Annotated in this window: 20 protein-coding genes; 10 read left to right on the top strand and 10 right to left on the bottom strand. The window is 62.1% G+C overall.

The window, feature by feature from the left end; translation table 11 throughout:
* Nucleotides 1–34: 34 nt before the first annotated feature.
* The gene (locus tag C5L12_RS13710) at nt 35–2,170 is read right to left on the bottom strand and encodes an OmpA family protein (RefSeq protein ID WP_105372625.1); all 2,136 of its coding nucleotides are present in this window, start codon (nt 2,168–2,170) and stop codon (nt 35–37) included.
* Between the two features lie 322 nt (nt 2,171–2,492).
* Here C5L12_RS13710 and C5L12_RS13705 point away from each other — a divergent pair, with 322 nt between their 5' ends.
* The 4 genes from C5L12_RS13705 to C5L12_RS13690 all read left to right on the top strand — a co-directional run bounded on the left by C5L12_RS13705 (nt 2,493) and on the right by C5L12_RS13690 (nt 5,433).
* Nucleotides 2,493–3,275 (top strand): ABC transporter substrate-binding protein, encoded by a 783-nt coding sequence (locus C5L12_RS13705; protein ID WP_105372594.1) that lies wholly within the window; start codon nt 2,493–2,495, stop codon nt 3,273–3,275.
* Nucleotides 3,276–3,405: 130 nt separating this feature from the next.
* Nucleotides 3,406–4,188: an ABC transporter permease gene (locus C5L12_RS13700; RefSeq protein WP_105372593.1), complete on the top strand. Its 783-nt coding sequence runs from the start codon at nt 3,406–3,408 to the stop codon at nt 4,186–4,188.
* Nucleotides 4,185–5,015: an ABC transporter permease gene (locus tag C5L12_RS13695; protein WP_105372592.1), complete on the top strand. Its 831-nt coding sequence runs from the start codon at nt 4,185–4,187 to the stop codon at nt 5,013–5,015. The genes C5L12_RS13700 and C5L12_RS13695 overlap by 4 nt, the downstream gene beginning before the upstream one ends.
* Before the next feature lie 154 nt (nt 5,016–5,169).
* The gene (locus C5L12_RS13690) at nt 5,170–5,433 is read left to right on the top strand and encodes an usg protein (RefSeq protein WP_105372591.1); all 264 of its coding nucleotides are present in this window, start codon (nt 5,170–5,172) and stop codon (nt 5,431–5,433) included.
* 16 nt (nt 5,434–5,449) lie between these two features.
* Here C5L12_RS13690 and C5L12_RS13685 read toward each other — a convergent pair whose 3' ends face one another.
* Nucleotides 5,450–6,172 (bottom strand): DUF2270 domain-containing protein, encoded by a 723-nt coding sequence (locus C5L12_RS13685; RefSeq protein ID WP_105372590.1) that lies wholly within the window; start codon nt 6,170–6,172, stop codon nt 5,450–5,452.
* Nucleotides 6,173–6,294: 122 nt separating this feature from the next.
* Between C5L12_RS13685 and C5L12_RS13680 the strand changes: the two genes are divergently transcribed.
* The 3 genes from C5L12_RS13680 to C5L12_RS13670 are packed head-to-tail and all read left to right on the top strand — an operon-like array spanning nt 6,295 to nt 8,101.
* The gene (locus C5L12_RS13680) at nt 6,295–7,104 is read left to right on the top strand and encodes a class I SAM-dependent methyltransferase (RefSeq protein WP_105372624.1); all 810 of its coding nucleotides are present in this window, start codon (nt 6,295–6,297) and stop codon (nt 7,102–7,104) included.
* A gap of 25 nt (nt 7,105–7,129) precedes the next feature.
* Nucleotides 7,130–7,684, top strand: coding sequence for a DinB family protein (locus tag C5L12_RS13675; protein ID WP_105372589.1), 555 nt, complete (start codon nt 7,130–7,132; stop codon nt 7,682–7,684).
* Nucleotides 7,685–7,690: 6 nt separating this feature from the next.
* Nucleotides 7,691–8,101, top strand: coding sequence for a CopD family protein (locus tag C5L12_RS13670; RefSeq protein WP_105372588.1), 411 nt, complete (start codon nt 7,691–7,693; stop codon nt 8,099–8,101).
* On the opposite strand, the gene C5L12_RS13665 is transcribed toward C5L12_RS13670, so the two are convergent.
* Nucleotides 8,102–10,051, bottom strand: coding sequence for a cation:proton antiporter domain-containing protein (locus C5L12_RS13665; protein ID WP_105372623.1), 1,950 nt, complete (start codon nt 10,049–10,051; stop codon nt 8,102–8,104).
* A 30-nt stretch (nt 10,052–10,081) separates the two neighbouring features.
* Between C5L12_RS13665 and C5L12_RS13660 the strand changes: the two genes are divergently transcribed.
* Nucleotides 10,082–10,399 carry a helix-turn-helix transcriptional regulator gene (locus tag C5L12_RS13660; RefSeq protein WP_105372622.1) on the top strand — a complete coding sequence of 106 codons (318 nt, stop codon included), beginning with the start codon at nt 10,082–10,084 and terminating at the stop codon, nt 10,397–10,399.
* Nucleotides 10,400–10,402: 3 nt separating this feature from the next.
* Here C5L12_RS13660 and C5L12_RS13655 read toward each other — a convergent pair whose 3' ends face one another.
* The 4 genes from C5L12_RS13655 to C5L12_RS13640 are packed head-to-tail and all read right to left on the bottom strand — an operon-like array spanning nt 10,403 to nt 14,272.
* Nucleotides 10,403–11,227, bottom strand: coding sequence for an ABC transporter ATP-binding protein (locus C5L12_RS13655; protein WP_105372587.1), 825 nt, complete (start codon nt 11,225–11,227; stop codon nt 10,403–10,405).
* A gap of 4 nt (nt 11,228–11,231) precedes the next feature.
* The gene (ssuC, locus tag C5L12_RS13650; RefSeq protein ID WP_105372586.1) at nt 11,232–12,074 is read right to left on the bottom strand and encodes an aliphatic sulfonate ABC transporter permease SsuC; all 843 of its coding nucleotides are present in this window, start codon (nt 12,072–12,074) and stop codon (nt 11,232–11,234) included.
* A 24-nt stretch (nt 12,075–12,098) separates the two neighbouring features.
* Entirely contained in the window at nt 12,099–13,271 is a 1,173-nt protein-coding gene (gene ssuD, locus C5L12_RS13645; protein WP_105372585.1) for an FMNH2-dependent alkanesulfonate monooxygenase, read from the bottom strand.
* 35 nt (nt 13,272–13,306) lie between these two features.
* Nucleotides 13,307–14,272, bottom strand: coding sequence for an aliphatic sulfonate ABC transporter substrate-binding protein (locus tag C5L12_RS13640; RefSeq protein WP_105372584.1), 966 nt, complete (start codon nt 14,270–14,272; stop codon nt 13,307–13,309).
* A gap of 272 nt (nt 14,273–14,544) precedes the next feature.
* Here C5L12_RS13640 and C5L12_RS13635 point away from each other — a divergent pair, with 272 nt between their 5' ends.
* Complete coding sequence (locus C5L12_RS13635; protein ID WP_105372583.1) at nt 14,545–15,432, top strand: NAD(P)-dependent oxidoreductase; 888 nt, start codon at nt 14,545–14,547, stop codon at nt 15,430–15,432.
* A complete protein-coding gene (locus tag C5L12_RS13630; RefSeq protein WP_105372582.1) occupies nt 15,429–16,121 on the top strand; it encodes a DNA alkylation repair protein in 693 nt (230 codons plus the stop codon). The genes C5L12_RS13635 and C5L12_RS13630 overlap by 4 nt, the downstream gene beginning before the upstream one ends.
* Here the strand turns inward: C5L12_RS13630 and C5L12_RS13625 are convergent.
* The 3 genes from C5L12_RS13625 to C5L12_RS13615 all read right to left on the bottom strand — a co-directional run bounded on the left by C5L12_RS13625 (nt 16,084) and on the right by C5L12_RS13615 (nt 17,896).
* Nucleotides 16,084–16,869, bottom strand: a complete 786-nt coding sequence (locus C5L12_RS13625; protein WP_105372581.1) for a helix-turn-helix transcriptional regulator — start codon at nt 16,867–16,869, stop codon at nt 16,084–16,086. The two genes, C5L12_RS13630 and C5L12_RS13625, sit on opposite strands and share 38 nt — an antisense overlap.
* Before the next feature lie 19 nt (nt 16,870–16,888).
* Nucleotides 16,889–17,305 (bottom strand): ester cyclase, encoded by a 417-nt coding sequence (locus C5L12_RS13620; protein ID WP_105372580.1) that lies wholly within the window; start codon nt 17,303–17,305, stop codon nt 16,889–16,891.
* A gap of 102 nt (nt 17,306–17,407) precedes the next feature.
* Complete coding sequence (locus tag C5L12_RS13615; RefSeq protein ID WP_046637655.1) at nt 17,408–17,896, bottom strand: Lrp/AsnC family transcriptional regulator; 489 nt, start codon at nt 17,894–17,896, stop codon at nt 17,408–17,410.
* Nucleotides 17,897–17,914: the final 18 nt, after the last annotated feature.

Below are 17,914 nucleotides of genomic sequence, written 5' to 3'. Positions count from 1 at the left end.
CGCTCCGGCGGCTCCATTCGTTTCCGATCATCGGTTACCGGTTCGAGGCGACCGGCTTCACCAGAGGGGTGATGCGGCGGACGGTGACCCGGCGATTTTCCTGGTTCGGTCCATCCGTGTTCACCTTCAGATACTGTTCCCCGTAGCCTTGCGTCGTCAGGTTTTCCGGGGGGATACCGAAGGCATCGGTCAGCACACGGGCAACGCTTTCAGCACGTTCGTCGGACAGGATGAGGTTATCCTGGTCGCCGCCGACCGCATCCGTATGGCCTTCGATCAGGAAGGTTTCGGACGGATCCTTCTCGAGTACCTTGTTGATCGCCTCGGCAACCTTGCGAAGCGAGCTGGCCTGGTTCATCGGGATTTCGGCGCTGCCCGTGGCGAAGGTGATGGTATCGAGATCAATACGCGGCACCTTGTCACGAATGCGGGCGGAATAGCGGACCTCGTCCAGCGTATAGACGCGTTCCACACGTTCGACCGGCGGCTGCTCCAGGAACTCGTAGTAGTCGCGGTCCGGTTCGCTCGACGTGTCGATGATGTAGTTGTCGATCGGCACCGTCAACCGCATCGGCGGCAGATCCTCGCCCGGGTCACGCCAGACATAGTCGGGACCACGGCGCGCTTCCACCAGTTCCGGCGCGTAGTACAGCACGTATTCGTCGCCGCCCCGGACAACGCGGGTCCGTCGGACGATCTCGCCGTAGCGGTTGCGGATGGTGACGATCCGGGTTCCGTCATCGCGTATGATGACCTCACGCACCTGACCGTCACGAAGCCGTTCGTATTCCGGCTGGCGTCCGTCCCGGTCATAGAAACGGCGGCTGTCGTCGTGGCGGACATAGTTCTGGTCGTCGATCGAGATGATCACGCGGGCACCGTCGCGATCCCGTTCGCGATCCCTGCTGCGCGAGACCTCTTCGCCGAACCGCCATCCCTGCGGCCGCTCGAATTCGGGACGACCCTCGAGCCGTTCGCCGCGTTCTTCGATTATCGCGCGGACCTGCTCCTCCTGCTCAGGGGTGAAGGTTGAGCGGGTCTGCGCCTCGGCATCGGATGTCGGAGGGGCAAGCTGCTGCTGGTCGGTCTGCTGCGCAGGCTGGCTGCGCGGCCGCTGGCCATCCCGCCGGGGCCGTTCCTTGGCGCTGTCGAGCACTGCGGCACCATTTTCGACCGGCAGGACGACCTGCTCGCCTTCGCCGGCCGATGCCGGATCACGCGCGATCTGGCGGGCGCGGTCGACCTGTTCCGGCGTTTGCGGCGGTTGTGGCTGAGCCCTCAATTGAGCTGGCTGATCCTGGGTCGGCTGTTGGGAAGGTGCCGCCTGCTGGCCTCCTGCCGGAGGGCTGGTAAGCTGCGGATCCTGGGCCTGACGGTTTCCGATGGCCGGGCTTTCCGCGGCGGGCTGACGCGGGCGGGCATCCTGCGCGGTGCCGCTGTCGGGGGCCGGCGTCTGGCCCTGCGCATCGCCACGCGGCGGACGCTCGGGCTGGGTCTGCGGAGTCGCAGCACGATCCTGGGCACGCGGCGGCTTCGGCGTTTCCGCCTGGTTCTCCGTGGGAGGCGTGTTCCTGTCCTGTGCATTGCGGCGCTGCTGGCGGTCATTGCCTTCCGGAGCTACCGGCGGGCGCAGCTGCTCTGTCTCCTGCGCGGCCGGAGGTTTTGTTTCCGGCGCAGCCTGCTGCTGCTGGCGGCGCTGCGGCGGGCGCATACCCTCACCCTGATCCTCATCAGCCTGCTGCTGACGACGCTGCGGACGTTCGCCGCCGCCCTGGTCCCGATCGGCCTGCTGGCGGCGCTGCGGCCGTTCCCGGGCTGGCGCCTCGGCAGCCGGAGCTTCGCGGGGCGCAGCTTCCGGTTCGGCCTGACGCTGGCGCCGCGGCGGCTCTTCCTGCGTAGCCTGCGGAGCCTGTCGGCGTTCTCCGCCGCCCTGTTCTGCGCCGCCGCTCTGCTCGCGGCGCGGCTTCTGCTGTTCCGCGCCGCCTTCTTCGTCCTGCGCCTTCCGCTTCTTCAGTATCAACGGATCCTCTTGCTGGACCTGGATCACACCAGACATCGGGCTCGCGTCCGCCGAGGGCTTGAGCGGCAAGGCCGCGACCGGCTGGATCATCAGCGGCAGCGACACGAACGGCACCGCAACACTGGCGAACAGTCTGAATTTCTGTGACATGGACATTTCCTCTTCTCGGGTATCATCCCTTTCATGCGCGTCCTTTATTGCCGGCTTGGGCGGACTTACGCGGCGACTGAATGTTCTCCAGCCGAAATGGTTCCCCGAGGGTGTCGCCGCCTGCCTGAACGTCGCGTGAATATGCCGTTCATCCGCGGGGACCACCCGTGACTCGCACGCAAACGGCCTTTGGCAGGCACGCAATATGCCGTTGCAATTTCCCGCGAGCCGGTATCTAAAAAGCTGAGACAGGGCTTGCACCCTGCTTCCTGGCGGCGAGAAAAGATGAACACGCCGTCGGGCCGCCAACAGAGAGGATCACATGAATATCTCCACCCGATTCTTCGCCGCCGCCTCGATCGCCGCGCTGTCGCTTTTTGCCGGCTCGGCCATGGCCCAGGAAAAGCTCGTGATCGGCACGGAAGGCGCCTATCCGCCCTTCAACAACCTCGAAGCCAACGGCCAGCTCACCGGCTTCGATATCGATATCGCCAAGGCGTTGTGCGAGGAGATGAAAGTCACCTGCACCTTCGTCACCAATGACTGGGACGGCATCATTCCGGCGCTGCAGTCGAAGAAGTTCGACGCGATCGTCGCCTCCATGTCGATCACGCCGGAACGCAAGGAACAGGTCACCTTCTCGAAGAAGTATTACAATACGCCTCCGGCCATCGCCGTGCCGAAGGATTCGCCGATCAAGGACGCCTCGGCGGCGTCGCTGAAGGGCAAGACGCTCGGCGCCCAGGGCTCGACGACCCACTCCAACTATGCCGAAAAGCACATGCCGGATTCCGAGCTGAAGCTTTATCCGACCGCCGACGAATACAAGCTCGACATTTCCAACGGCCGCATCGATGGCGTGGTGGACGATATCGTCGTGCTTTCGGAATGGCTGAAGTCGGATGCCGGCAAGTGCTGCAAGATTCTCGCGCCGCTTCCGGTCGACGTGGAAATCAACGGCGAAGGCGCCGGCGTCGCCGTGCGCAAGGGCGAACAGGCACTGGCCGACAAGTTCACCGCCGCTATCGCTGCAATCCGCGCCAACGGCAAATACAAGCAGATCCAGGACAAATATTTCGACTTCGACGTCTACGGCGGCAACTAATCGCCGGATCGTCCGTCAGAACCCGGCGGAAGGCTTGCCCTTCCGCCGTTTTTCTTTTTAATGAAACAGAAGCATCTCCGGTGCTCAGACAACAAGCGGCACGACAGAAGCCGCAGGGGAAAACGATTTTATGAGCGGATTCTTTTCCGCCCTCTTCGGCGCGCTCGATCCGCTTTGCGGTCCTGTCGGCATCTTCTCGCTGTTCGGCTCCGGCACCCTCGTCGCCTGCGGCGAAGCGGGCTGGGGCGACGAAATCGCCTTCGGCGTCAAAGTCACCATTTCGCTGGCGCTCGCCACGGTACCCGTCGGGCTTTTTCTCGGCTTCCTGATCGCGCTCGCCGCGCAATCGGAGGACAAGCTGCTGAGGCTCGCCACCGGCATCTACACGACGATCTTCCGCGGCCTGCCGGAACTCCTGACGCTCTTCATCGTCTATTACGGGCTGCAGATCCTGATCCAGTCCGTGCTCGCCTGGCTCGGCTACGAGGGGCGCGTCGAAATCAACGCCTTCCTCGCCGGCATGGTGGCGCTTGCGGTGGTCTTTTCCTCCTATTCCTCCGAAGTGTTGCTTTCGGCCTTCCGGGCAATCCCGCGCGGGCAATATGAGGCCGGCGATGCGCTCGGCCTGCATCGCGGACGCACCATGCGGCTGATCGTCCTGCCGCAGCTCATCCGAATCGCCCTGCCCGGCCTCACCAATCTCTGGCTGATCCTCCTGAAGGATACCTCTTATGTCTCGGTCATCGGGCTTGCCGACATCGTGCGGCAGACGGGCATCGCCGCGAGAGTCAGCAAGGAAGCCTTCTTCTTCTATTTCATCGCCTGTCTTCTTTACCTGATCCTTGCGATGATCTCGTCCTTCGGACTCGGCTTCGTCGAGCGCTGGGCAAAGCGGGCGGAGACGGCCCGATGAGCTATGTGAGGGAACTCATCCCGCCGCAACCGGCCCCGCTTGCGCCCGCTCGTCCCATCACCGGCGCCAGGATCGCCGCGATCGGCATCCTCATCCTCTGGGCAATGCTCGCCGCCGGGCTCGTTGCCATGGTTGTCAACGGCTGGGATCAGGACAAATTCCTGCGTTATGGCCCCCGCTACCTAAACGGCCTTTGGACGACGATCTCTCTCGTCGGTCTTGCCGTCGTCTTCGGGGCGCTGCTGTCGGTGCCGATCGCGTTCGCACGCATGTCGAAAAACCGCGTGCTCAACGGCATCGCCTACGCCTATGTCTATGTGTTCCGCAGCACGCCGCTGCTTGCTCAGCTTTTCCTGATCTATTACGGCCTCGGCAGCTTCAAGCCGCAGTTGGAAAGCGCCGGCCTCTGGTGGTTCTTCAGGGATGCCTGGTATTGCGGCCTCCTGTCCTTCGTGCTCAACACCGCCGCCTATCAGGCGGAAATCCTGCGCGGCGCGATCGAAAGCGTTCCCCGCGGTCAGCGTGAGGGCGCCGCGGCACTCGGCCTTTCCAAGCAGGTTGCCTTCGCAAAGATCATCCTGCCGCAGGCACTGATCGTAGCGCTCCGGCCCTATGGCAACGAACTTGTGCTGATGATGAAGGGCTCCGCAGTCGTCGCCATCGTGACGGTCTACGATCTGATGGGCGAGACCCGCTACGCCTTTTCCCGCACCTTCGACTATCAGGCCTACCTCTGGGCGGCGATCTTCTACCTCGCCATGGTCGAAACTCTCAGGCACGTATGGGCCTTCCTGGAAGCCCGCCTGACCCGGCATCTGAAGCGGTAGCAGCACTCAACGAATCTCGCTGCTAACATACTGAAAAAATTCACGAAAGCACCTTTATAGCTCAATTGTAAAGCCTCGGTTAACCGTGGCATGCTCCCATATCGGGGTGACGCGAAAAGCGTCCTCCTGAAAAAGAATAAGTGGGAACTGCTCTATGTCTGAGATGGAAATGATGCTGAAAGGATACGGCCTGACAACGGCCCAGATCTTCTATCGCCTGCCCGATCACCCGGCCCTGTTGCAGAGCTATATCTGGCAGAACTACGACCTTGCTCCGGATTTTCCGGAGATGAAGGGTTTCCTGAAATTCTGGCAGGAAAAATTGGACGGGCCTCTGCATTCCGTCCGCTATGTGCATCGGAAGCTGATATCGGCAAGCGAGTGGCGCGCAGTCAAGGGAGAGATCATCATCCACTAGCGAGAACCCGGCGGCCTCATACATGCACTTCGCCGTGAGCGAATTCGCCGTCATCTGGCTCTCGATGGATGGCGGCATACAGGATTGCGGCATAAAAGAACGCGACCACCGCTATCACGCTCCACCCCGGCGCCGGCCCGAGCGCCGCATTGTTGACGGCCTCGCCGACCGAAAAGACGACATCCGTCTTGGGCTCGTTGGGAAGCAGTTTCGGCGTTGAGATCTTCAGCAGCCAGGCGAACAGCAGGATGACATACATCCAGACATAGTTTCGCCGGATGCGCCTGAACAGCGCCTCCCGATAGGTGATGAGGAAGCTCGGATTGCGCAGGCTACGGGCAATGCCGACCGCCCAGTCGGGCTTGAGATCGGCCTGCGGATCCAGCGCCTGGGCGAAATAATGCCGCTCCAGCTTGCGCACTCTGGCGCGATAGACATCGAAGAAGCGATAGCGTCGCGCCTCGATCAAGAGCATCAGCGAGATGAGAAGCATGGCAAACAGCACGACGCCATGGTGCGAGGTCGGCGTCGAGAGCGATACGGAGAGAAGACCCGCGACCATGGTGATGGCCCAGTTGGACGTGCGGTCGATGCGGTCGCGCCAACCGGCCATCCGCCCCATCTCGCCGCGGTAATAGTGGATGATCATATTGGCCTTTTCGGCGGATGTGATCGGCAGCGACGGTGCCCGTCGCTCGATATTCTGCTCCAGCACGTTCGGCCCCTGATCGCCGGCCATGATCCTTTCTCCAGGCAAAAATTTCTGCTCCTTTGCTCAACGGGCCAGCGCCCGACACGTTCCGCGGCGATGGACAAACGGGCGCCACCGGCTTAAAGCGCCTCAAAACAAAGGACAGAGTGATGAAGAAGATCGACGAGGAAGCATTGGCGGAAGCCTATAATCGCGCTCTGGCGCTGGAGAAAGCCGGCGAGATCGATGCGGCGGTCAAGGCATACGAGGATGTGCTGGCGCTCGATCCCGAGGATCACGGCGGCGCCGCGGTGCGGATCGCCGCAATGGGCCGCGGCGAGACGCCACCGAAGGCGCCGGATGCCTATGTCGAAACACTCTTCGATCAACATGCCGAAAGTTTCGAGGACATCCTTGTAGAGCAACTGGGCTACGCCGTGCCGGTGATGGTGCGCCAGCGGTTCCAGGAGCTGAAGCTCGGGCACTTCAAGCGTATGCTCGACCTTGGCTGTGGCACCGGGCTGACGGGGGGCACGCTGCGCGACATGGTTGACGATATTACCGGTATCGACATCTCCGAGAACATGGTTGAAATCGCCCACGAAAAGGATCTTTACGAAACGCTTTACGTAGCGGAAGTCGAAGATTTCCTGGAAGACAATGACGACGAGCCTTTCGACCTTGTCACCGCAACGGACGTGCTTCCCTATCTCGGCGCGCTCGAGCCGCTGTTCTTCGGCGTGGCGGAAAATATGCTGAAAGGCGGCATTTTCGCCTTCTCGTCGGAGAGCCTGTCCGATGCCGACGGCCGTACCTATGCAGTCGGCCCGCACCAGCGTTTTCTCCATAGCGAAGCATACGTCCGATCGCGGCTTGCCGACACCGGGTTTGAGGTGCTGGAAATCTCCGAAATCAATGTGCGCATGCAGGATGGACAGCCGTCGCCGGGCCATCTGGTCATTGCGCGGCTGAAAGGCTAGTTTCGCCTCCGCAACGGAGGATTCGATGACCCCACAGCGCTATCTTCTTGCCCAGGCCTATAACAATGCCTGGGCCAATCATCGGCTTCTAAGGGCATGCGGCAAGCTTTCGGCGGAGGAACTGGCCGCACCCCGCACCAATTTCTTTCCGTCGATCATCCATACGCTCAACCACATCCTGACGGTCGACTGGCTCTACATCAGTGCGCTGGAGGGCAATTGCATCGGCGCGGCAGCATTCGAGCCGGAGATACCCTTCGTGCACTTTGCTGATCTTAACCGCGAACTGCATGCCGCCGATCGGCGGCTGATCGACCACTGTCGTGAGATGGTTGCCGAAACCGTCATGCAGGAGGTCCGCATTCCCCGTGCCGACCATGTACAGGTGGAAACCGCCGATCGGGTGCTGCTGCACCTCTTCCAGCACCAGATCCATCACCGCGGCCAGGTTCACGCGATGCTGTCCGGAACCTCCGTCCCACCCCCGCAGCTTGACGAGTTTTTCGCAGCCGACGAGGAAAAGTTGCGCAAGCAGGATTTCGCCGAACTCAATTTTACCGAAGCCATGATCTGGAGTTGACCCCCCATGCTGTATTTCGTCATCAAGGCATTGCACATTCTCTCCGACTTTCTTCTGATCGGCGGCATGTTGATCAATGCCTTCGTCATCGGCATGGTGCCTCCCGCGATCCGCGTCGGCGTCATTGCAGCGCTCTGGAAATATGACCGGACAGTGACGACGGCGGCCCTCGGGGGCGCCTGGCTCTTCGGCCTCTGGCTCATCTTCGGTTACGTCGGCTTTTCCGACGGCTGGCTGCACGCCAAGCTGGTCCTGGTGGTCATGCTTTCCGCCCTGCACGGCATGCAGCAGGGCTGGATGCGCCGCATGCGGGCCGACCCGAAACTCGATCCGCCGGCGTTCGTGCGCGTCGGCATGCCGATCATCCTGGTTTCCGTCGTTCTGGTCGTGTTGCTCGCCGTGATCAAGCCATTCTGATCAGGCTTTAGTCGGCTCCGCAGGCGGCTCGACATCGGAGGGGGCCGCGGGCTCGTCATGTGGCCTCTCCGACGCGACCTCCGTCAGCCCGGTTGGCTCAGGCGCTTGCGGCTTCGGCGCTTCTTCCGCCTCTTCCAGCACATCCGCGCGGTAATGCACCTGATCGAGGCCGTCGAGCATGCCATAGGCGATTTCGCGCTCGCCCATAATCGTCTTGTCGGCGCCCAGTTTGGTCAGATGCTCGATCTCGGCGTCGGAATTGGCGCGGCACAGGATCAGAAGCGCAGGGTTCACCTCACGTGCCTGCATGACCACATTGCCGGCCTCGAAAGCGTTCGGGATCGCCACGACGAGGCTCTTTGCCGTTCCCAGATTGGCAAGCTCCAGCACCTTGGGCGAAGCCGCATTGCCGACGATGACTTCGATCCCCTGCTTCAAGAGATCCTGAACCCGGTTTTCCGAATCCTCGATCACCAGAAACGGTGTGCCGGAGGATTTCAGGTTGGCCACCACGATGCTGCCGACCCGGCCGTAGCCCACCACGACCGCATGATCCATGAGCCGGCTCACGGCCACCTCGCCCTCCTCACCGGCAGTAGTCAGCACCGGCTCGGTCTCCTTCGGCGTCGGAGTTTCCTGGCCGGGCACGGCATCGTCGCTATGGGCGCCGGTCTGCGTGGCAATCGCCGCCTCGCCCTCGCCTTCCGGCGCACGGATCAGCCGCGCCTCCAGCCGCGGGATCAGCTTGTCGCCGAGATAAAACATCACGGGATTGAGCATGATCGAAATGATCGCGCCGGCGAGGATCAGGTCGCGGCCCTCTTGCGGGAGCAGGTTCAACCCCACACCGAGTTCGGCGAGAATGAAGGAGAATTCGCCGATCTGTGCCAGACTGGCTGAAATGGTCAGCGCCGTCGGTACCGTCATTCGGAATGCAAGCACGATCAGGAAGGCAGCCATCGATTTGCCGATCAGGATGATGAAGACGGTCGCAAGCACCGGCAGCGGGTTCGACAGGATGATGTTCGGATCAAAGAGCATGCCGACCGAGACGAAGAACAGTACGGCGAAAGCATCGCGCAGCGGCAGGGTTTCCTGAGCCGCCCTGTGCGACAGCTCGCTTTCCGAAAGGATCATGCCGGCGAAAAAGGCACCCAGCGCCAGCGATACGCCGAAGAGCTTGGCGGCACCGAAGGCGACCCCGAGCGCGATCGCAAGGACCCCGAGCCTGAAAAGTTCGCGTGAGCCGCTATGGGCGATGCGGTGCAGTATCCAGGGGATGACGCGCCGGCCGATCACCAGCATGACCCCGAGAAAGGCCATGACCTTCAACAGAGTAATGCCGATGACACCGGCAACGCCGAGTTCGATGTCGAAAAGGTCCGCAACCGCGATCGCCACCGGATCGGGATGTGCCGCCTCGCCGCCGATGCTCGCGAGTGCCGGGATCAACACCAGCGCCAGCACCATGGCGAGGTCTTCGACGATCAGCCAGCCGACCGCGATCTTGCCGCGCACCGTCTCGACAAGACGCCTTTCCTGCAGCGCCTTGAGCAGCACGACGGTGGAGGCAACCGACAGCGCCAGGCCAAAAACGAGGCTGCCTCCAAGCGGCCAGCCCATCAGCGCGCCCATGCCCCAGCCGAGCAAGGTGGCAAAGCCGATCTGGACGATGGCGCCCGGTACGGCGACGCCGCGCACGGACAGAAGATCCTTCAGCGAGAAATGCAAGCCGACGCCAAACATCAGCAGGATGACGCCGATTTCGGCAAGTTCCGGTGCGAGACTCTGGTCGGCCACATAGCCAGGGGTATGAGGGCCGACGAGGATGCCGGCGAAAAGATAGCCGACCAGCGGCGGCAGACGGAACCGATTGGCGATAGCGCCGAATATAAACGCAAGCACGAGACCGCCGACGATGGTCGAAATCAATGGGGTATCGTGCGGCATCCGCGCTCCCTCTGGAAATCTCCTGGAAATCTGCCATATATGGCGTATGTTGACCAATATGGGCAGCCTGGTGAAATGGGTCAAGACTCGAAGCAGATCATTTTGACGCCGGCGCTCTGCCGCGCGGCGAGAGGGCTTCTCGACTGGACGCAGAGCGAACTGGCGGAGCGTTCCGAAATTTCCCGCAGCACGATCCGCGACTACGAAGGCAGCCGCCACGACGTTCACCGCGCGACGGCTGCCCAGATCCGACGCGCCTTCGAGGATGGGGGCGTTGTTTTCATGGAAGTGGAAGGCTGCGGCCTGGGTGTCTGCCAAAAAGGCAACTCGACCTCGCCGCTTCGCTGACGCTCAGCTTTCCCCGAGAATGGCGGAGAGCAATTTTCCTTCGAGCGCAGCGAGGTCCGGATCCCCATGACGGCGCGGATGGGCCTGGGGAATGGCCAGGTCGAGCTTGATGCGTCCCTCGTCCAGCACGATCACCCGGTCCGCCAGGTGCACGGCTTCCGTGACGTCATGGGTCACCAGAACGGCCGTGAAGCCAAGCTCGCGCCAGACGCGGGTCAACAATTGCTGCATGCTGATGCGCGTCAGGGCGTCGAGCGCGCCGAGCGGTTCGTCGAGGGCGAGCAGCCCCGGCCGGCTGACAAGAGCCCTGGCGAGCGCCACCCGCTGCCTTTGTCCCCCGGAAAGTCTGGCGGGCCATTCGCCAGCCTTCTCCCGCAGTTGCACCTCGGCCAGCACCGCCTCGGCCTGGCGCCGTGCGAGATTTTTCGGCACCCCGTCTCCAAGGCCGACCTCGACATTTTCCGATACCGTGAACCAGGGCAGAAGCCTGGGCTCTTGGAAGACGATGCGGGCGTTGGGGACGATCTCGGCCCCCGCCCCGTTCTTAAACGAGATCTCGCCCGACGTCTGGCTGTCGAGCCCGACGAGCAGCCGCAGGAGCGTGCTCTTGCCGCAACCGCTTTTACCGACGATCGCCAGGAATTGTCCGGCAGGTACCTCGAGGTCGACGCCCCGCAGCACGCGGTTGTCGCCGAACTGTTTTTGGATTCCCGACAGCTTCACGGCGGCGGCCGGCGGCCGGTTCGCCCTCGCCGGAATGGGCGGTTCATATTCCAAAGGCTCACCGTCGACGAAAGCAAGCGGCCGCTGATAAGGTCCGATCGGCATTTCTTCAGGCTCCTTGACGTTGGTAGGCCACGTTCCACGACAGCGTCCAGCGCTCCAGCGTCCTGGCGATCACATCCGCCAATTTGCCGAGCGCGGCATAGATGACGAGCGCCAGCACCACGACGTCGGTCATCATGAACTCACGCGCCGTATTGGCCATGTGCCCGATGCCGGATGAGGCGGCGATGGATTCCGAGACGATCAGCGTCAGCCACATGATGCCGAGCGCGTAGCGCAGGCCGACGAAGATCGACGGAAGAGCGCCCGGAAAGATTACCTTGCGGAACAGCGACCAGCCGCTCATGCCGTAGATCCGCCCCATCTCGATCAGGTCGCGGTCGACATTGCGCACGCCGTGATAGGTGTTGAGGTAGATCGGAAACAGCACGCCCAGCGAGGTCAGAAAAAGTTTGGCCTCCTCGCCGATGCCGAACCAGAGGATAACCAGCGGGATCATCGCCAGATGCGGGATGGTGCGCAGCATCTGCAAGGTGGTATCGGTGAGCTGCTCGGAAAGCCTCGACACACCATTGGCAATGCCGAGCAGGAAGCCGATCGAGCCGCCGATCAGCAGTCCAGTCAGCGCTCTCGCACCGCTGACGGCGACGTCATACGCCAGCTGCCCGGAAAGAGCCACGTCCCAGAAGGCTCTCACCACCGCGACCGGAGCGGGCATGATGCGGTCCGAGATCCAGCCTGCCGAGGAGGCCGCCTGCCAGGCGGCAACGATCAGCACCGGCACCAGATAGGGAAGAAATGCGTCTTTCGAGAGGGACGGCAGGCGAATTCGCCTACCCTCCGGTTTTCGAGCCTCGCGGCTCCCTGCGAACGCTTCGGCTATGGTCATGGTCTGATCCTCTCAAACCTTCGGCTACGAAGCCGCGACGGCGCGGACGGTCGTATGACCGCCGCCGGCGAAGATGCGCTTACCGCCGAACTCGCTGCCGAAGACGGTCGGCTGCTCCTCCCGGCCAATGCCGAGTTCCGGGAACAGCAGTTCCGCGACGCGATAGGCCTCTTCCAGATGCGGGTAGCCCGAGCCGATGACCGTATCGATTCCGAGCTGCTGATATTCACGCAGCCGTTCCGCCACCGTTTTAGGTGATCCGACGAGCGCCGTGCCGGCGCCGGAACGCACAAGCCCGATGCCTGCCCAGAGGTTCGGCGATACCTCCAGCTGGTCGCGCCGTCCCCCGTGCAGAGCGGCCATGCGCTTCTGGCCGACAGAATCTGAACCGTTGGCAAAATGGGCCTGCGCCTTAGCGATCGTTTCGTCGTCCAGTTTGGAGATCAAACGGTCGGCGGCGGCCCAGGCCTCCTCGTCCGTTTCCCGGACAATGAAATGGAGGCGGATGCCGAAGGTCACGTCCCTGCCCTTCCTGGCTGCGGCCGCCCGCACGGCCTTGATCTTCTCCTCCACCTGCGCCGGCGGTTCGCCCCAGGTGAGGTATTTGTCCGCACGGCCGGAAAAGAACTCGATGCCCGCATCCGAGGATCCGCCGAAATAGAGAGGTGGACGCGGCTGCTGGATGGTCGGGAAGCCGAGCCTGGCACCCTTTGCCTTGATGTGCTTGCCGTCGAGATCGGCTTGTCCCTTGGTGACGAGGTCCTCCCATACCTGGAAGAATTCTTCCGCGTGGCTGTAGCGTTCGTCGTGCTCCAGAAAAATGCCGTCCCCGGCCAGTTCCGCCGGGCTTCCCCCGACGACGATATTGAGAAGCAGGCGACCGTTCGAAACCCGGTCGAGAGCTGCGGCAAGCCGCGCGTAATAGGCGGGCGATGCCGTGCCGGGACGAATAGCCACGAGAAATTTCAGCTTCTCGGTAAACGGCGCCAGGGAAGCCGCCGTCACGAAGGATTCCTCGCAGGACACCCCGGTCGGCAGCAGAACGCCGGAATAACCAAGCCGGTCGACGGCGGAAGCGATCTCCCGCAGATAACGGGGATCCGGTGCGCGGTTGAGCTCGCTGCCGCCGAGATAGGTGCCATCGCCGGCGGTCGGGATGAACCAGAGAAAATCGATGGGTTTGGATGTATCGGTCATCGGTCAGATCCTTGTCGGGGAAAGAGGTCGGATGGTCAGCTCTGTTTCGGGCGCCAGACGATGTCGCTGACGGAGAGCTTTCGCGGGATGATCTTGAGATCGTAGAACTCGTCGGCGAGCGACTGCTGGTAGGCGACCACTTCGTCCGTCAGCGTCGACACGGCGCCCAGATTTGCGCCGCGGCGGGAAAGGACAACCCGCGTCACCTCTTGCGGTACGCCCGTGATCGTCGCCAGCGCCTTGACCGTCTCCTCGAAATTGGCCTGGGCGGCATTGCCGACCTTCCTCAACTCGTCAAGGATTTCCGGGACCAAGTCTCCATTCGCTTCCGTGAAGTCGGTATTCGCTAGGAAGTAGCTCCAGGAATCGACGATACCCTCGGCAGTCGTCAGCACCCGCGTCTGCGGATCGTTCTGGGCGATTGCGGTATAGGGATCCCAGATCGACCATGCGTCGATTGAACCATTCTTGAAGGCGGCTGCCGCATCCGGTGGCGCGAGATCGAGCTGTGTCACGTCATCAAGAGTGAGCCCACCCTTGCGGAGCACTTTGACGGTGATGTTGTGAGCACTCGATCCGCGCTTGAAGGCGAGCTTCTTGCCCTTAAGGTCGGCGAGCGTCCGGATCGGCGAGTCCTTGTGGACGAGGATGGCAGAACCCGCCGAACTGCCCCTGTAGGTGCCGACATAGAGCAGGTTGCCGCGGGCCGCCTGGGCAAAAAGCGGCGGCACGTCGCCTGTCGGCCCGAAGTCGAGCGCACCGGCTCCAAGCGCTTCGAGCAGCGGCGGACCGGAGGTAAATTCCGACCAGGCGACGGAGATTCCGCGATCCGCGAAACGCTTTTCGAGCGCCCCCTGGCTTTTTGCCAGCGCCAGAACGCCGTTCTTCTGCCAACCGATCCGAAGCTCTTTCGCTGCTGCCCTCGCCCCTCCCGCGACCGGCAGAACCGCCGCCGCGGCCGCGGCCCCAATTAGCCCGAGTGTCTGTCTGCGTGTTACCATGGTCCTAGCCTTTCCCTCTGGTATCCGGTCCATTGCGGCGTGCCCGCCGCTTTGCCCTTCGACGTTCAGGATCGTTCCATAGTCTATCGATGTGGTCGACATTAAATTCGTTCGAATTATCCGCCCATCGGGAGAATTTATTCCCCGATTGGCGCGTAATCGAAACGACAAACTCCACCATCTCGACTTTTGCCCTCTGCAGCGAAATCGTCGCTTTTCGCAGGAAGCGCCTTTTCCCGATGCCTGCTTTGCTCTAATCCTCAGGAAAGAAAATGCAGGAGGTGAGCATGGCGAAGGTGGCATTCATCGGTCTCGGAGTGATGGGTTTTCCGATGGCGGGGCATCTGAAGGAAAAGGGTGGCCATGAGGTCACCGTCTATAACCGTACGGCTTCGAAGGCCTCCGACTGGGCTGGGAAGTACGGCGGCAAGACCGCATCTACCCCCGCAGAGGCCGCCAAAGATGCCGATTTCGTCTTCACCTGCGTCGGCAATGACGACGATCTCCGCTCGGTGACATTGGGTGATACGGGCGTACTCGCCGGCATGAAACCGGGCGCGATCCTGATCGACAACACGACCGCCAGCGCCGAGGTCGCCCGTGAGCTGGAGGCCGCCGCGAAGGCAAAAGGCGTCGGCTTCATCGACGCGCCTGTCTCCGGGGGCCAGGCGGGAGCCGAAAACGGTGTGCTGACCGTCATGTGCGGCGGCGACGAGGCGGTGTTCGAAAGGGCTAGACCGGTAATCGACGCATATGCCCGCATGGTCGGCCTGATGGGTCCGGCAGGCGCCGGGCAGCTCACGAAGATGATGAACCAGATCTGCATCGCGGGCCTCGTCCAGGGGCTCGCCGAATCGATCCACTTCGGCAAACAGGCCGGCCTCGACATCGAAAAGGTCATCGAGGTGATCTCCAAGGGTGCGGCAGGCTCATGGCAGATGGAAAACCGCTACAAGACGATGAATGCCGGCAAATATGATTTCGGCTTCGCGGTCGACTGGATGCGCAAGGATCTCGACATCGTGTTGACCGAAGCCCGCCGCAACGGCGCGAAGCTCCCGGTGACCGCCCTTGTCGATCAATTTTATGGCGACGTCCAGGCGATGGGAGGCAAGCGCTGGGATACGTCGTCGCTACTCGCCCGGCTCGAAAAGAAATGAAACTCGTCCCCTCTTCGTCCGCCGAAGATATCGTTGCGCATCTTCAGACGCTGCGCAACGAGGCCAATATCGCGGGCATGGGCCGCTTCGGCATCGACACCGCCACAGCGCTCGGCATCACCACGCCGCAGATGAAGACGATCGTCCGTCAGGTCGGGAAAGATCACGCCCGCGCCCTGAGGCTCTGGAATACCGGGCTTCGCGACGCCCGCATGGCCGCCATCCTCACAGCCGATGCTAAAACGCTGACCAAGACGGAGGCGAGGCGCTGGGCGGGCGACTTCAATTCGTGGGAGATCGTCGACACCGCCGCCGATCTCTTCACCCAAACGCCGTTCTGGAAGGAACTGATCGCTGAATTCGCCGAGGAGGAGCGGGAATTCATGCGCCGCACCGCTTTTGCGATGATCGCAGGCGCGGTCGTCCACAACAAGCAGGAACCGGATGCGACGTTCATCAGCTACCTTCCGCTGATCGAACGCCATGCAGAAGATTCGCGCAATTTCGTCAGGAAAGCCGTCAACTGGGCGCTACGCAATATCGGCAAGCGCAGCCGCACCTGCCACGCCCCCGCCCTTGCGCTGGCCGAAAAGCTCGCGGCCTCCACCGACAAGACCGCGCGCTGGATCGGCAAGGACGCCGTCAAGGAACTTACGAGCGATAACGTGCTGAGGCGCTTGAAGGAGTAGTCAGCCTTCCCACACGGTATTGCCGCGGCGTCGCGCCGGCAAATGTCCGAAACGCCTTGATGAAGGAACTCGTGCTTTCGAACCCGCATGCAAGCCCGATTTCCGTGACCGGCTCTGCCCCAGCCAGCAGCATCTCCTTGGCTTTCACCATCCGCGCCCGGTGCCGGAAATCGCGAAAGCTCATGCCGAGCTCCGCGTCGAACCGCCGTGCCAACGTCCGTTCCGAAAGACGCGCTGCCTCCGCCAGGGTGGAGAAATCGACATCGCTGTCCAGCTGTTCCAGCAACCGGTCGATGGCGACCGCCGTGCCTGGCGACTGCGGTTTCGGTAACCAGGTTTCGTCTTCTGCCGCAGCCAGTTCCCCTGCCGCGGATGCAAGCGCCTTGAAGAAGGCATTCGCGGCGGCGTCACCGGCGTTGCGCCCGACATCCCAGCGCATGACATGCAGGACCATCTGCCGCACCAGTTCCGAGAGGCCAAAGACCCGACAACCCGGCAGCGGCACTTCGAACTCGCCGTCGCCGAAAAGCACGGAGGACGCCGTGGCCGGGCCCTTGCTGCGTACCGCAATCACGGTTCCCCGCGCGATCAGCGCCGCCCTTTGCGGCGGCAGCGTCCAGCGGCGGTGGTCAATGTCGAGGATGAAGGTACCGGCCGACGCGTAGAGCAGGTAATCGGCATCGAAGGCCCGTTCGATCTCGAATGGCTCGTCAATAACCCGATGATACGCATGAGAGATTGTCGCCATCGCCCTGCCGAATTTTGCTCTACGCCACCTGCTGTCCCCGCATCTGCTTTAGCAGTTCGGCAGTGTCGAGCAATGCGGAATGGCGGACGATTTTCTGGTCCTGCAAAACTAAGGTTCGATAGGCGCGCACGCAAACCGGATTGCCGGATGGCTCGATACCTTTAAACGCCCCCTGATGGGTGCCGCGCAGGACCAATTCGCAGACGACGCGATCATCCTCGGCAGTCAACCGCTCGATCGACCAAACGGCATCCGGCATGATCCGCTTCTGCACCGCCACCATAGCGCAGTGCCCATCGGCATTGGCTGGCGAATAGCTGGCCTCTTCATAGTCGGCCGCGAAGAAATCGGCGAACCTCCCGACCTCTCCCCGGTTCCAGATCTCGTCGACATACCGGCGGATGATCGCCTTGTTGGCATCGGGTTGGGTGTGCATCTCGGGCTCCAATTGGTTGTGCGGAACACGGATACACGAAAGCGGGCCGTTACTACTTGGCCCGTCCTGCCAGAAAATAAGTCAGATCCGCCAATCTGCGAATTACTCTTCGCCCGATTTCTGGTTGTCGAGCGTCATGTAGTCGAGCGGCAGTTCGGTCGTGTATTTGATCTGCTCCATGGCGAAGACGGAGGAGACGTCGCGGATTTCGATCTTGGCGATCAGCCGCTTGTAGAAGGCGTCGTAGGCGCCGATATCCGGCACCACGACCCGCAGGAGATAGTCGACATCGCCGCTCATGCGATAAAATTCGACCACTTCGGGGAAATCCACGACCACTTCGGAAAAGCGCTTCAACCACTCGATCGAGTGGCTGGCGGTGCGGATCGACACGAAGACGGTGACCTTGGTATTGACCTTGACGGGATCGAGGAGCGCCACGCGGCGGCGAATGACGCCGTCTTCTTCCATCTTCTGGATGCGCCGCCAGCACGGCGTGGTCGAAAGCCCTACCTTCTTCGCAAGATCTGCGACGGCCAGAGTTGAATCTTCCTGCAGAATGCGCAGGATCTTGCGGTCGAGGCGGTCCATTCAGTTCCCTTTCGAAAT

The sequence above is a fragment of the Neorhizobium huautlense genome (genome assembly GCF_002968575.1).
GTDB lineage: Bacteria > Pseudomonadota > Alphaproteobacteria > Rhizobiales > Rhizobiaceae > Neorhizobium > Neorhizobium huautlense.
Note: the sequence above shows the minus strand (reverse complement) of the source record. Positions and strands in the feature narration are given on the sequence as shown.